Source organism: Sphingomonas profundi (assembly GCF_009739515.1).
Taxonomy (GTDB): domain Bacteria; phylum Pseudomonadota; class Alphaproteobacteria; order Sphingomonadales; family Sphingomonadaceae; genus Alterirhizorhabdus; species Alterirhizorhabdus profundi.
Genome location: NZ_CP046535.1, coordinates 446,758 through 461,985, shown reverse-complemented (window position 1 = coordinate 461,985; position 15,228 = coordinate 446,758). Strand labels below are relative to the sequence as shown.

Annotated in this window: 9 protein-coding genes; 3 read left to right on the top strand and 6 right to left on the bottom strand. The window is 65.0% G+C overall.

The genetic code is table 11. From position 1 onward, the window contains the following. Positions 1–55: 55 nt before the first annotated feature. Positions 56–2,185 (top strand): hypothetical protein, encoded by a 2,130-nt coding sequence (locus GNT64_RS02135; RefSeq protein ID WP_156678021.1) that lies wholly within the window; start codon positions 56–58, stop codon positions 2,183–2,185. A 271-nt stretch (positions 2,186–2,456) separates the two neighbouring features. Here the strand turns inward: GNT64_RS02135 and GNT64_RS02130 are convergent, their stop codons facing one another. From GNT64_RS02130 to GNT64_RS02105, 6 genes are all read right to left on the bottom strand, one after another. After that, entirely contained in the window at positions 2,457–3,674 is a 1,218-nt protein-coding gene (locus tag GNT64_RS02130) for a phosphorylase family protein (RefSeq protein WP_156678020.1), read from the bottom strand. Beyond that, complete coding sequence (locus GNT64_RS02125; protein ID WP_156678019.1) at positions 3,671–4,153, bottom strand: response regulator; 483 nt, start codon at positions 4,151–4,153, stop codon at positions 3,671–3,673. The genes GNT64_RS02130 and GNT64_RS02125 overlap by 4 nt, the downstream gene beginning before the upstream one ends. Continuing rightward, positions 4,150–7,614 carry a hypothetical protein gene (locus GNT64_RS02120; protein WP_156678018.1) on the bottom strand — a complete coding sequence of 1,155 codons (3,465 nt, stop codon included), beginning with the start codon at positions 7,612–7,614 and terminating at the stop codon, positions 4,150–4,152. Before GNT64_RS02120 ends, GNT64_RS02125 begins: the two co-directional genes overlap by 4 nt. A 634-nt stretch (positions 7,615–8,248) precedes the next feature. Continuing rightward, positions 8,249–9,316: a TolB-like translocation protein gene (locus tag GNT64_RS02115; protein ID WP_156678017.1), complete on the bottom strand. Its 1,068-nt coding sequence runs from the start codon at positions 9,314–9,316 to the stop codon at positions 8,249–8,251. Continuing rightward, positions 9,313–10,356, bottom strand: a complete 1,044-nt coding sequence (locus tag GNT64_RS02110) for a TolB-like translocation protein (protein WP_197277246.1) — start codon at positions 10,354–10,356, stop codon at positions 9,313–9,315. Before GNT64_RS02110 ends, GNT64_RS02115 begins: the two co-directional genes overlap by 4 nt. A gap of 83 nt (positions 10,357–10,439) precedes the next feature. Next, positions 10,440–13,364 carry a TonB-dependent receptor plug domain-containing protein gene (locus tag GNT64_RS02105; protein WP_156678015.1) on the bottom strand — a complete coding sequence of 975 codons (2,925 nt, stop codon included), beginning with the start codon at positions 13,362–13,364 and terminating at the stop codon, positions 10,440–10,442. 384 nt (positions 13,365–13,748) lie between these two features. Between GNT64_RS02105 and GNT64_RS02100 the strand changes: the two genes are divergently transcribed. After that, positions 13,749–14,246 (top strand): RpiB/LacA/LacB family sugar-phosphate isomerase, encoded by a 498-nt coding sequence (locus GNT64_RS02100; RefSeq protein ID WP_156678014.1) that lies wholly within the window; start codon positions 13,749–13,751, stop codon positions 14,244–14,246. 40 nt (positions 14,247–14,286) lie between these two features. Beyond that, positions 14,287–15,225, top strand: a complete 939-nt coding sequence (locus GNT64_RS02095; RefSeq protein ID WP_156678013.1) for a ribokinase — start codon at positions 14,287–14,289, stop codon at positions 15,223–15,225. Positions 15,226–15,228 lie beyond the last annotated feature (3 nt).

Below are 15,228 nucleotides of genomic sequence, written 5' to 3'. Positions count from 1 at the left end.
CGCACGCCAGTCAGAACGGCGCCAGAACAAGGCTCCTGGTGAACTGCAAACGAACATGACGCTCGATATCCGGGGTAGCATCAAGAATACGCGGCTCAGCAAGAACCGCTATGTCGTGTTCGAAGAACTGATATCGAACGCGATCGACTCCTTTTTGATCCGGAAGAAGGCCGAAGGCGCGGTAGCGCCGCTGTCGATCCTGATCGACGTCGATTTCACTGCGGCTGACCTGCTCGGCGAGCGTGAGGAGGTGTCGGTCGCATGCGCAGACAATGGCTGCGGGCTCGGCGACGAACAGTTGAAGGCGTTCCTCACCAAGGACACCTCCTATAAGGATGATCTCGGCATCGTCGGAATCGGCAAGTGCAAGGGCGCTGGGCGCATCCAGTTCTTTCACCATTTCGCCGAGATGACTATCGACACCCGATATCGTGCTGGCGACGAGGTTTCTCAGCGCTCGATGCATTTCGCCGAGCCGCGCAAGCAAATCGAGTTCGAGGATTTCACTACGGTCGCGGCGCCGGGCGCCGAACTCGGTACGACGATCCGGCTAGGCCAGCTGAAGAATCTCGTGCGCGAGCGCATCTTTCAAAATGAGCGACCCAGCGAGATCTTGGCGGCGTCGATGCTGCGCCGCGTGACGCTCGTTGCTTTTCTGCAGCGCCTCGTCGGGCTTGCCGACGAGCTGGGCGATTTCGAGATCCGGTTCCGGACGCGCCACTGGAAGCAGGAGGAGAAGATCGAGTGGCTGCGCCGCGCAGATCTGCCAGCGATCACGCGCGAAGTTCCGGTTAAGGTCGAAGAACGCGATCCAGGAAGCGGGGATGCGATTGGTTCACATCAACTATTCACATTGTCACATTATCAACTCGACGCGGCAGACTATGATCTCCCGCGCAACGCAATCGCGTTTTGCGCGAAGTCATCGCCGGTCAAGGACATCACGGCTTACTATCTACGGACGAAGACCGAACAGCGTAATCCGGTCGGCGGCTTCCATCATATCGTACTGATCGAGAGCGAATATCTTGACGGCCATGTGAACGAGCAACGTGACGATTTCGACGACATTCCCGAAGAGTCCGGCGCAGGCGGAATCTTCGGAGGTGAAAAGCTCTCTTACGCGTCCATCCACGAGGCGATCGATCCAGTGATCGAGGAGATGGTCGCGCCGGCCAACTGGAAGAAGGAAGATGTCCTCAAGGAGATCGTCGAGCAGTTCGGTGTCGGCGCGGGCATGCTCGCCGACACCGAGACACGGATTCGACATGGCGACAGTGCGCAGCAGGTCGCCGAGCGGGTGCTGCGCAAATATCAGGAGCGCGTGATCAACGCGACGGCGGAGATCTTCGATCTCAAGGAAGACATAATCAATACTCAGCCGGACACCGACGAGTTCCGGACGAAGATCAACGAGCTGTCGTGGAAATACACGGCTTCGCTCAAGGACTTCGACATGGCTAACCTGTCGCAGCTGATCGTCCGACGCGCGGCGATCGTCGAGATCCTCGACCTCGCGTGCCGCAAGCAGCTTGCGATGCAAGCGAGCACGGCAACCGGAAAGCGCCGCGACGAGCGCATCATTCACAGCATTTTCTTTCCGATGCGCAAGGACAGCGCCGAATTCGTCGACCATGACATCTGGCTGCTAAGCGAAGAATATCAATATTACGACCATATTGCGTCCGACAAGCCGCTCGCGCAGATACCATGGTCGGGAACGGAGAAGATCTTCGACAGCGATATCGACGCGGAGTTTCGCAAGCTTCTGCAGAAGCGGGCCGATGACAATGCTGGAAAGCGACCTGATATCGCGCTCTTCAACAAGGAAGGATCAGCGATCATTGTCGAGTTTAAGGCACCCGACGTGTCACTCGACGATCATATCGGCGATCTTTTCGAATATGCTCATCTTCTGGCCGCGAAATCGCATGGCAAGCTACGCAAATTCTATTGCTATCTGATCGGCGACGCGATCAATCCGCTCAGGCTCAACAACTGGATTCCGTTTCCGGATGGAAAGGGATATTTTCAGGCGAGCACATTGCTCGATCCGGTAACTCGTGCACCGCTTGGCGAGATTTACTCCGAGATGCTGTATTATGAAGATGTCGTCGCGCGCGCGAAGAAGCGGATCGCGGTCTACCAGCAGAAACTAAAGATCGATTTGCGCAGCGGACGCTGATCGGGCGAACCGCGACCGTCTGACCAGAAGCGGTCAGTCGTCTATCGGCCGGCTCCGGCCGCTCGATCAACTGTCGAGAGGCCGATCGCTGGATGACCGCTTTCCGTGATTCGATGCTAAAAGCTGACTGACCGTTACCGGCCCAGTCCCGGCCGCGCGGCCCTGTCTGAATGGGCGTCGGCTCGCGGGGAGCCGGTACCCGGCCCCGAACGGCGGCTTGTAAGTTTGAGCGACTGCCTGTCGCTTCATGGCTAAGACGGACCGGCCAGGCTCATAGCAGCCCTTCGCAGAATAGCCTGAACGCAGCAGCGCTCGTGTATGCGGCGTATGCCTGATGCCCGTCGTCTTTGGCCGGATCGGCGAAGTCGCAGACCGACTTCAACGAGAAGCAGCGCGGCTGCGGATCTGGACTCTCCTCCGCGGCCACGAAAACCCCGTAGGTCTCCATCTCAACCCCAAGCGTCTTGCGGTGCTGCCCTCTGATCTGGGCTACCACCTCCTCGTCCTCCAGCACCGCCGCCCCCGAGGCGACCGGACCGAGCCGCAGGGAGAGCAGGCGGTCCCTCGAGCCTCCTCGCCAACCCCTCCGGATGCGGTCGAGCAGCTCCACGTCCTGCGCCATCCTGGCAAGGCGGCTGCGGACGAACGGATCGAGACCGAGCTGGTGGGGCGCTGACGCGAACGCGGGCGCACCCTCGCGAGCTGACCGCTTCCCGCTGCCATAGTCCCAGCTCGGGTCGGCGACCACGATGTCGCCAAGCTCGCATCCGCCGCGCACACCGGCGAGGATGCCGACCATGGCCAGGTAGCGGGGCCTGAACGTCATCACCATCTTCATGGCGAGCACCCCCGACGCCTGCATGCCCATCCGCGGCGCCGCGGCGGCGACGACCTCACGCCGGATGCCGTCCCGGAAGAACGAGCCGCGGTGGTAGGTGGTCGGGTCCCCGGGCACATCGCGGATGCTCCAGTCCCACGGCAAGTCGAGCACGGCCGCGAGCTCCGGCGTCGCGAGCGCGCAAATGACGGCGACATCCACGCCGTGCGAGGGTGCCGGCGGCGCACCCTTGGCCTGCGCCAGGGCGCGCGCTGCCAGTCGGGCGAGGCGCTCGGACCATGCCGTCGAGGAGGGATCGTACAGGACGACCTGCAGCACGTCGTCGTCGAAGCGGGGACGCGCCACCGCGAGCGCCTCCTCGTTCGCCGTGAGCCCGACCATGTGGACGGGGGTATGGTAGACGTCGCGGTCGATGACCTCTCGGAGCAGCTCGAGACCCGACGCCTGGGCCGGCGGCTCGTCGCGCCTCGACGGTATGAGGATGTCCAGCACGAGCAGGTCGTAGCGTGCGTCCCGCATCATGCGCTTGGCCGCGGTCGCGTCACGCGCGTCCTCGATCATAGTGGGCTCGAGCCCCTCGACGCCGAGCAGGCACTTGGTCACCCTGCGCAGCTTCTCCGCGTCGTCCTCGACGATCAGGATGCGGATCAAGGCTCAGTCCCCTCTGCGCTTCCCCTGGGAAGGGCCGCCTCGCAACGGGCGCGCAGGGCGTCGCGCCATCCATGTATCGAGGCGTGGTAGTATACGGCGCCCTGGTAGATGGAGCCGTGCTCCCGACGGAGCTGGGCGTCCAGCTCCTCCAGGTTCAGCGAATGGGGTGGGGCGCCGAACGTCTCGAACTGCGTCACCACGACCACGGGGGTGGCGATCTCGAAACGCTCCATCTGCTTCAGGAACTCCCGACCACCGAAGCTATGGGTGGTGCCTCCTCCGGGCTCGTCCGGACCCGCCTCGTAGTTCGGCAGGGTCATGTCCAGCAGCACCAGGTCGAACGGTTCCGTCCGGATGCGACGGACGCCCGCCTGCAGCGAGCGCGTGGACCGAAGCTCGGCCTCCGGGAACTCGTCGCGCACGAACCGGTCGAGCTGGAAGCTCTTGTTTTCGTCGTCCTCGACGATCAGTATCCTCACGTCTGTATCTCCCGAAGGCCCAGTTCGAGTTCTACATGGAAGCCGGCGTCGTCGAAGCCGAAGCGGAGCCGGCGTGCCTCGCCGGCGTCGGACCCGATCAATTTGCGCAGCTTGATTAGGCCGGTGCCGCCCTCCGACCGCACCGCGCTCCCGTAGTCACCCTCGGCGATGGCGCGTTCAATCGCCTCGATGCGCTCCACGGTCTCGGGGTTGCGTATCCCGTCCGCCACCTCGTTCCTCGCCACGATGCGCAGACGGTCACCTGCGCTGCGGACCTCGATCGAGACATGCGGGTCGGGCCCCATGCCGGCGTGCCGGCGCACATTGTCGAAAATGATGAAGAAGATGTCTGAGAACAGCACCAGGGCACCCGCGAACGGGGGCAGGGGATCGACGTCGCGCGTGACCACCGGGGCGAAGTCGTGGTGTATCGCCTTCACGCACTGCAGGCCCACGTCGATGAGGTCGCCGATCGGGAAGGCGGGCTCGCTGATGGGCTGCGAGAGGCGGAACCAGTCCTTCACGAGGTCAAGCGCCTGCAGCGTGCCGGTGCGAGCGGTCCTGACTGCACGATCGAGGTCTGCGGTGGGCATGGTGCCGGCGAGCGACCGCAGATCCTTCTCGAGTTCGGCGAACTTCGCGTTGACCTCGGGCTTCAGCACGGCGTCGATTGTTTCGCGTACCGCGCCGAGGGAATGCTCGACCGACTCCCAGAAAATCTCCATCGCGCTCTCGAAAAACTCCTCGAAGGTCATGTCCGGTCTGAGGTCGGCGACCCAGAGCCTGAACCGCACGGAGCGGAGGCTGATGCGGAACAGCCCGAAGGGCCTGTCCGACCTGTGAATCTGGATCATCTCCTGCGCAATCCTGGAGATGAAGGCGTCGTAGTCGGCCGAGAACCGCGACAGACGCGCGTCGATCGATGCCGCGGCCTCGTCCGGGAGGTGCCGCAGCCTCTCGAGCCAGTGCAGGTTTGAGCCGTACTCCTCCCCGTCCGACCCGCGCTGCGTGATGATCCGTTCGATCTCCAGGGGTGTCCGCAGCTGCCCGGACAGCGTGCCGTGCCGGATCCGCAGGCTCAGGTAGCAGTCGAGGCCGTGCTCCGGGCTGGTCGTGCATTCGTTGTAGAGCCAGCGCAGCATCTGGAGGAGGAGATCGTTGGCCTCGTTCTTGGGGACCTCCAGCACCTGCTGCGGCAGGGGCTTGCCGGAGAGCGCTTCCTGCAGGGCGGCCTCGAGCTCCACGTCGTCGGTCCCGATCCCGGCACGTCCGAGGGCCTGGTAGCGCTGGAACGTCTCGCGGTGCTTCTTCTCGAACGCCCGCCTAATCGCGGGCACGTCCACGTAGATCTTGCTCCGCTCGACGTGGCGCACGCCGCGGTGGATCAGCTGCGCCCGGGTCACCTCGCGCAGCTCGGCCTCGTATTCCTTGGCTGATTGCGGGTCCAGCTTCACGAGCAGCGAGAGGACCTTCTTGCGTTCGTCCTCGAGCTCGCGCGTGCCCTGGAAGGCCGAGGAGACCTGCATGACGCCGGGCACGCAGATGTGCCTCAGGTAGTGAACGAGGAGCGGGCGGTCGAAGCCATCCTCCCTTCCGTCGAGCTGCGCGGGTCGCTCCATTCCATGGAAGAGCAGGAAGTCCTCGTAGGCATACGACCTCGCGTCGTCGAGGCTGTCGTCGAAGTGCTTGGAGAACAGGTCCAGGAGGATCGGCGAGGCCAGTTCGCCCGCCATCCTCTTCCGCTGCGCACGGTCGAGCAGCTGGGCGCATTCCGCGAGCGGAAGCATCCGGACGAGCGCCGGGTCCTCCACGCAGGCGGCCGCGATGAGGCGGGTCAGTTCGGGCACGTTGCCCACCTGGAGCAGGGAAAGCGAGAGCAGCCGCCTCACGCGCCTCCGCCGGGGCAGATCAGTGGTGTCGGCCAGCCGCTCGGCCAGCCGGACTACCGCGTCGTGATCGCCGCGCCCGAGAGCGCGGAAGAGCTCGGCTTCCTTCACTGCGTCCGCTGGCAGATCCGGGAGGTCCGCGGTCGGAAAGCCGCTGTCCGGGGGCACGTCCAGGTTCGCCCTGACCAGCTGCTCCGTCAGTGCGGGAGACCTGTGGCCGGGCGCGACCGACCGCACCGCCACCTCCACTGCGGCGCCGGCGCCGGCGCCGATCACCCGGCCCACGTCGGAGGGCCTGAGGCCGCGCCCGTACACGAAGGCCTGCGCCTCCAGTTGGAGCGCAAGTGCGGGGACGGCGAACATCTCGCCCCAGACTGCGGCGTTCACCACGATGGAGAAGTCCTGAAGCCGGTGGTTCAGGCCGTCCCTCAGAAGTTCGACGATCGCCCGGTCGGCGTCGCCGGTCCGTCCGAGCATGCGGCGCACGCGGGCGACGGTGGTGGAGCAGAGTGTATCGCCGCACCCCGCCTCGTCGGCCGGTGAGAGGCTGGCGGCCTTCGTCATCCATGCGCGCGCGTCTGCCGGATCTGCCGTGATCGCAGCGTCGGCAAGCGCCACTGCGGTCTCAGCGTCTCCGAGCAGCAGGGCGTCCTCCATGGTGGATCCATTGGCGTCGATGCCGTCGAGCCAACGTCCCGTCCCGGTGAGGAGGAAGGCGGCCCGCCGAAGCCGCTCGTCCTCGATGAGCCCGGCAAGACGCACTACCTCGCCGCGGAAGGCCGCCTTGACGAGGTCATCGCCCATGGATGCCGCGCACGCCGCCAGTTGGACGAATGTTTCGTAATGGTCCACGAGCGCCGCGCTGCTCTCGAGGCGCAGCACGTCCGCGTAGCGGGCGGCGGTGGCAGGTGCCTGGTTGCCGAGCCTGTACAGGAAGTACGCGCCCAGGTTCTCCGCGTCGTCCCAGGCCCCCACGAGGTCCTCGAGATGCTGGACGTACCGCAACGGTGTCGTGCTCGGCTCGTTGCGGCGGCTGAGGTGGTAGGCGAGGAACGCCACGACGTCGTTCTGGCCGCGCGACTTCCTCACCTCCGCGGCGAACGACTTCTGGGCCTCGAGGCCCTCGGCACACTGCAGCAGCGCCATCCGGCTCTCGAGAATCCAGAGCGAGGTCCCGAACTCCTGCTCCATCCTGTCCAGCTGCTCGAAGCACGCCGCGTGCCGGTTCCCGACGAGGAGCACCTCGTACGCCCTCGCGGCAAGGCGGAACTCCGCGAGCGCCCGTGCGTGGCGGCGGAACGTCGCGGCGGCCCAGGCCGTCTCGCGAGGGAGCGTGGTCGCGGACAGGGTGCCCGATCGCCAGAGTTGGCCCAACGAGCTCGGGAAGTGGTCGAAGGCGATCCCCCTTCCCTTGCGGCGCACGGTTGGAAGCCAGTCCACGAAGGCCTGCATCTCGGACGCAGGCACGAGTGCGCGGGCCTTGGACACCGCCGCGCGGGGTGCCGCGCTCCCTCGGACGTAGTTCTGGGCGGCCTTGAGCTTGGCGGCGCCGGGCGGGACGCTTCTATTGTTCATACTACCTGCATTGGTGCCGACGCGTGCGGCGGCGCACCGGATCTCCATATCACTGCGTCGCTGTGGGCCTAACCCAAAAGCAGCGAGGGTCGCACGGGCTTCGCCGGGTGTGCCGCTTCCGGAATACGTGGCCTCGAGCACTACCGGCGCTCGCAATTTGAGGAAAGCCGGCCCGCAACGCGTTGTGAATGATGAAGCTGGTCATGGTTCGTCTCCAGTCGCCCGGAGCGGCGGCCTGAGCAGTAGATGTCCTATGCGCCTCTCCGCCAGCGATGACCGAGTTCCTCCCACTGTCGTGTAGGCAGGCGACGGCTCACAGGTGCAGCCGTACATGAACCGACGTCGGGAAGCGGGAAATGGACGGTGCGCCTAGAATGTCCGAACCTGGGTCTTGCCTGCGTCCTCCCTAGCACGCACATCGCTGGTATACCGAGACACCGACAGGATGCTTCGGGCACAATTTCAAATGGTGCCGAACTGAAGATGGAACTCCGCACGGCAACCGCGACGCTGACAATCCAAGGATTACGTACTGCTTCCCGACAGAACCTGGCGCTTGCCGAACTGTCGGCTCTTCGTGCAAATTCATACGTTTTGAGCGATCAATCGTATCGAGCTCCGTCGCCGTCAACAATCAGCGCTCCAGCTGCATAAGCATCAAGCCGAAGCCCTGCCCTGCAGCACCGTCGCTACGCGCGAGCTGGAAGGCCATCAGCCGCCCGTCGGGGCTGATGACCCCGTTCGAAGCGCCATAGGCCGAATGATCGCTGAACGAGGTAAGCCGCCGATAGTCGGTGCTCTTCTCCGTCAGGCCGAGGCGGCAAAGCTCGACCGGTTTGTCGGATGGGACCGGCTTGCACTCGGTCAGGGTCGCTTTGCCATCGGGGAAGATGCCCTCCGGTTCGTTGATCTCGCGCGGATCGTCGCGGAACGTCGTGATCCGTCCACTGGCGATGTCCACTCCCAGGGTCGGCGTCCGGGCCAGCCCGCCATAGGGCACGATGCCGTAGCAGCTATAGACGAGCGACTTGTCCTGTTCGCGAAAGTCCTGCACCTCCAAATAGCATTTTTGTGAGGGAACCCGCAGCACCTCGCGCCGGTTAGTCAGCTTGGGCCTGCCGCCGCCATATTCTATGTCGGCCACCTCGATCATCATCGCGTCGTCGGCGGTCGCCGGCGGCATGCCGTAGGCCCCGTTCGGCCCCGGCCCTGGCAGGTGGAATTTCGGACTGATCGAGACCCAGGCGATGCGTGGCGTCAGCCGCGATACGGCAGTGCCCTCGAAGGCGTTGACGCCCAGCGGTTGAAGCGGCCTTCTCAGGCCCTTGTCCAGCACCCATAGCTCGGCGCGAAAGCGCGCATCCTTGCCACTGTACCGCGGCGCGGTAATCAGATAGTCGCCACTCGGCAGATACTGGACGCGGGTGATGCCCATATGAGGCAAGTGGCCGGTAAGGTTGCGTACGTCGCCGCTGGCGAGATCGATTTCGTAGGCGTCGCCAAACTCGTGGTTGACGAAAGCCACCTTCCTGGAGTCGGGCGAGAAGGCCGCGCGCTCGCCAATATCGGACAATTTGGATACGTTCGGTGGCAGGACCAGCTTGCTGGCATCGTCCGGGGCGGCGATGGTGGCGGCCGGCGACATCGCGATGCACGCCGCCGCCACCAGGTCGAGCGGCCACCGCGCAAGCCGCCGGCTCACTTGCCCGCCTCCGCCGGCATCGGCATCAGCAGAATACCCATCCCAACGCCCGCTTCATCCCCGGCGCGACCAAACTGGAAGGCGATCGATCCGCCGTCCGGGCTGACGACGGGGTTGGACACACGATGCTTGCCGTAATCGAGAAAATGGGTGAGGCGGGTCAAGCGCCCGTTCGGCACGAGATCCAGTCGGCAGAGGTCCAGCCCCTCACCTTCCCCGGGGCCGCATTCTACCATCGTCCAAGCACCGGAAGGATGGATGCCCTCGACCTCGGTGAACGAACCGTCGCGCACATCATGATAGGTGATGTATTTGCCGTCGCTCAGCCGGACACCTTCGATCGTGCTGTGCAGGATCGACACGAACTTGCCGAGCGACAAGCGCTTGCCGCCGACATCGTAGCAGGAGATGGTGAGTTCGCGATCCCGGTCGCGGAAGTCCTGTGCCTCCTGCACGCACTGGCTGGTGGGGCGGCGCCCGATCTCCCTCACGTTTTCCAGCCGCGCCGTGCCTTCGCGCACGACGACATCGCCCACGCGCAGGGCGGTATATTCGTCCACCTTCTGGTCTGCGGTCGAGCGCTTCGGCTCCAGCACCGCCCAGCCGACCTTGTTCGACATGCGCGAGAGCGCGATCCCTTCGGAAACGATCTCGTTCAGCGGCTGAAGCGCGCTACCGGGCGCCTTGTCCATGTACCACAGCTCGATCTGGCCGATGCGCATCGCCATGCGATCTGGATCGATCCGGCGCGGGCCGAGCAGCAACAGATTGCCGTCGTTGAGATATTGCACCCGCAGGAAGCCGGCATTGGCGGCGTGCACCGTCAGGTTGCGCGTCTTGCCCGTGGCGATGTCATACTCGAACGCGTCGCCATAGCTCTTGCCGATGAAGGCGATCTTCTTGCCGTCGGGAGAGAAGGCCGCGCGCTCGCCGAAGCTGCTGATGAAACGCGCACCCGGCGGCAGGTTGCGCAACGGGTCGCCCGGCCTGGTGGCGGTGAAGTCTATCCCGGCGGGCGGCGCCGCGCCGGCCCCGCCCAAAGGGAACGCCAGCGCAAGGATCGCGGCGAGGGACGCGCCTTTTAGCACTGACCCGACGGAACGAGCGAAGTCGCGGGCACCCATCAGAACTTCGTCCGCAGGCCGACGGTGAAGTAGCGGCCGATGATGTCGTAGACGGCCCGCGCTGTCGGCAACTGTGTCCCCGGATTCTGGTCGGTCACGAAGAACGGTCCTTTTCTGTTGAACAGATTGTTTACCGTAAGAAAGAACTGTGCGTTGCCGCCCATCGCCGGCACGTCCTGATTCAGGTTGAGGTCTGTATAGAATACGGTCGGGACCGTATTATCTGAGTTTGCTTGCAGGAAAGACTTCTTGTAACTGCCGATCATGCGCTCCTGAACACCGATAGTGGTTCCGTTAACGGAGTAGTTCACCTCCAGATTACCGCGCCACTTGGGCAGCGGATAGGTAGAGGAAAGAAAGCCGGGGATATCGGCCGATCCGCTATATTCAATCGGAGCGGCTACGGAGGACTCGCGACGGGTGTACCCGATAAGGCGCGTGCCCAGCACACGGGTGCCGAGCGTGCCGCCGAACACCTCGCCGCGATAGCCCACCTCGAAATCCACGCCCTTGGTGGTCAGCGACGCGATGTTCTGGTTGACGATCCGCACCTCGGTCGGGTTGCCGGCGCCGTCCCGATCGATGAGTGCGCAGAATGGGCTGGCCGGATTCTCGAAGCAGCGCTGGACGATCGTCTGCGCCACCCCCGGGGTGGTGATCGCATCGTCGATCTTGATGTTGAAATAGTCGACCGAGGCGTATGCGCCGGGCAGGAAGGTCGGCGTCAGCACCGCGCCGAGCGTGTAGGTCGTGCCCTTCTCCGGCGTCAACGAAGGGTTGCCGCCGCTTCGCGTCCCGACGATGACCGCCGTGTTGTTCGCCGGGTTGACGATCTGGCCCTGTACGATCGTCTGGCCGCCGAACAGCTCGAACAGCGAGGGCGCACGGATGTCGCGAGAGTAGGTGCCGCGCAGACGGATGTCCGTGATCGGCTCCCAGGTCGCGCCGATCTTGTAGGTCTCCACCCCGCCGCTGGTGGAATAATCCGTGTACCGGAAGGCGCCGTTCAGTTCGAGCGACTTGGTGAACGACGCGTCCTTGATCAGCGGTACGACGGTTTCGGCGTAGACTTCCTTGATGGTGTACCTGCCGCGCGCCTGGCCGACGTTGGTGTTGAAGAACACGCCTCCCGAGCCGCCGCGAATGCCGAGCGCGGTATAGTTCACCGGCACCGCGGGATCGCTGTTCGAGGTCTGCCTCAGCTTCTGCCTGCGTATCTCGCCGCCGACGGCCAGCGAGACCGGGCCGGCGCCAAGATCGAACAAGGTGCCCTGAACGTTCACGCCGCCGAGATCCATCGTGTTCACCGCGCGCCAGCGGCTCTCGTCGAGTACCCACGCCACCGCCGCCGGATCGGCGCGACCGAAGCCGAGCGTGTTGAGCGGGATACACCCCGGGAACGCGTTCGTGGCGGAGAGCGAGACGCGGCAGACCGGCTGCCCGTTCGGCCCCGCCACCGCGTCCGCCGCGGCGAAGAAGCGGTCGTTACGGCCCTCGATCGCGACGCTGCGGAACTCGGTACGTCCATGCGTGAAGATGGCGTCCCACTTCCAGCCGGCGAACAGGTCGCCTTTCAGGCCGGCCATCACGGTAAGCGACTCCATGTCCTGATTGCTCGGGATCAGTCCGTCGCGGCCGTTCGGCACCGCCCAGTCGTAGAAGGTCCGCTTCACCGTCAGGTTGGACGTGCCGAGCGCCGCAAGCTGCGCCGGCGTCAGCTGCTGGCGCAGATAGACGTTGTTGTTGAACACGGTGTAGCCGGGGATCTTCCCCTGCGGCAGGTTGTCGTCGCTGCTGGTGGCGGTGTTGTAGCTCGCCTGCACGAAGCCCTCGATGCCGCCGCCAAAATCATAGCCGGCGCGACCGAAAAACTGCTTGGTCGTCGTGCGCGGCACCAGCGTGCCGCGAGACGAGAGATCGACGCCGTCACCATTGGCCGCCACGCCAGCGCGGCCGATCGCCGTGCCGGGATTGAACGGCCCGAGCGAACCGTTCGGCAGGAACTGAAGGCCACGCAAGCCGGCCGGGTTGGCCAGCGTGTTCAGAATATAGCCACCCTGGGAGACGTCGTTATAATGCACGTTGCGGTAATCGAGAAACGGGTTGGCGGCGGAACCGAGCGTACCTGCGCGCAACGTGGGATCCACGGCGCCGCTGATCCAATTGTCCCTGCCGCCCGGCCGCGAGCCGCGCGCGGTGATTCCCTCGTTCACGTAATATTCGCCGCTCGCCTGCAGCGTCAGTCGGTCGTCCAGCAAGGACAGGCCGCCGGCGGCGCCGATACGATAGGAGAATGTGTCGCCATAGGTGGAGACGCCGGCCTGGCTGAGCGTCTTCAGACCCTTGAACTTCTTGTCGATGATATAATTGACGACGCCCGACACGGCGTCCGAGCCATAGACGGCCGAGGCGCCGCCGGTGACGACCTCGACGCGCTCAACCAGCAGCTGGGGAATGATGTTCGTGTCGACGCCGCCATTGTTGCCGCTGGGCGGCAGGCGATAGCCGTCCTGCAGGACGAGCAGGCGCTGCGGCCCGAGATTGCGCAGGTTGAGGTAATTGCCGGAGCGCACGCGGTTCGCCTGCGTCACCTGGGTTTGCGCCGCGTTGATCGAGCCCTGGAAGACGGGGAGCTGGTTGAGGCCATCGGCGATGCTGCCGGGTGCCTTCGATGAGAGATTGGCCGTGCTCACCACCGTGAGGGGAGTCGGCGACTGCGTCCCGTCGCGCACGATGCGCGATCCGGTGACGACGATATCGGTGCGCGGAACGGACGAGTCGGTTTCCGCCGCCTCGTCGACAAGCTGATCGGTCGGCGCGGCGACGGTGTCCTGACCGGATGCGCCGGTCGTCTGCGCGACCGCCGGACAAGTCAGGGCGACGACGCTTGCGCTGGCAAGCATCCCCAGAAGACGAGTTTTCATTATATTACCTCCCCAACCAATTCGTCATGCTGCGTTGGGCGCCCGATCGCGCCGTGATGCTGTCGGATCGAACGACGCGACCCCGGAAACAAGCTGCCCGCTCCGGTGTTTCACGATGTGGACACCACCATCGCGCAACCTGTTGATCGACAGGCGGATACCACGCCGAATCCGTAAGCCGGCTCAGGCACCTCGCCTCGATCGTGTTGAGGCAGCGCCGTGTCGCACCGTACCGCCGCACGATGGGCGTCCGCCTGCGCAGCGATCGGAATGCCGCCCTGTCGGTTCCCTCTCATGCTTTTCCTCCGCCGCACACTTGCGCGCGTACAATATTGGTCATACCACGGTGTTATCTATTCAGCGACTATCTTTTTACGGAGTGGTATGATCGACGACGAGACGCTCAATCCCGACGATCGCCTCGTCCCGCGACGCTCGGTCATCGGCTTCGCCAACGACCATGCCGGTTTCGGCCTGCGCGGGCCGGTGATCGCCCTGCTGGAGCGACACTGCGACAGGCTTGTGGATGTCGGCGCGCGTTCGGCCGATCCGGTCGACTTCCCGGATATTACGCGGGGCGCCGTGCAGGTGATCCTCGATGGCGTGGCGGAGCGAGTGGTGCTCCTCTGCGGCACGGGTGCCGGCGCGTGCATAGCGGCGAACAAGATCCACGGCATCCGCGCGGCCGTGGCGCACGATACCTATGTCGCCCGGCAGGCGGTCGAGCATGATGATGTGAACGTGCTGTGCATCGGTGCCTGGATCACGGGGCCGCAGATCGCCCTGGACATCATCCGCCACTTCCTCGCGGCGCGGTTCAGCGACGACGAGCAATTCCGCCGCCGGGTCGCCAAGATCGCGCAGCTGGAACAGCGGCAATGACGCGCGCGGCACCGGATCGTTCGCGTCCGCGGCGCGGCTGATGGCTCCCGCCACCGCCTCCGTCTTCGTGCTGGGCAGCGTCAACCGCGACCTGCTCATGGCGGCAGAGCGACTGCCCCGGGCCGGCGAGACCGTGGCAGCGCATTTGCTGGACGAACAGCTAGGCGGAAAGGGTGCGAACCAGGCTGTCGCGTCGGCGCGCGCCGGCGTGCCTTCTCTCCTGATCGCGACCGTGGGAGACGATCCTGCGGGGGACGCGATGCTGGCGATGCTGGCCGATCATGCCGTCGACATCCGGAATGTCGCCCGCGTGGCGACCAGCCCGACCGGCCAGGCATTCGTCGTCACCGCGCGCGGGGAGAACCAGATCGTCGTCATCGCCGGCGCGAATGCCAAGACCGATGCCGCGATGGCCGAAGCTTGCGCGATCCGTCCCGGCGACGTGGCCCTGACGCAGCTGGAGACGCCCGCCGCATCCGTGGCGGCCTTCCTGCTGAAGGCGCGGGCGGTGGGCGCTACCAGCATCTTCAATCCGGCGCCCGCGCATGAGGCGGGGCGTGCGCTCATGCCGCTGGCGGACGTGATCGTGGTGAACGAAACGGAGCTGGAGTTCTTCACCCGATCGACTGGCCCGCGCGATCAGGCCATGTCCGCGCGAGATCTCGCCGGGGCGATCGATGCCCTTGCGTTGCGGCAGGATCAGGTCCTGATCGTGACGATGGGCGGCGCGGGATCGATGCTGTACCGGGATGACGCGACGGAGCATGTGCCCGCTTTCGCCGTGGATGTGGTGGACACCACCGGTGCCGGCGATTGCTTCTGCGGCTTTCTGGGAGCCGGGCTGGCGCGCCGCCTCGATATCGGCGAAGCCGCGCGTGATGCGAGCGCCGCGGCGGCGTTGTCGGTGGGGCAGCGCGGCGGCGCGGCGTCGATCCCCGATCGATCCCGCGTCTTGCGGTTTATCGCGTCACCCCGTTAGCAT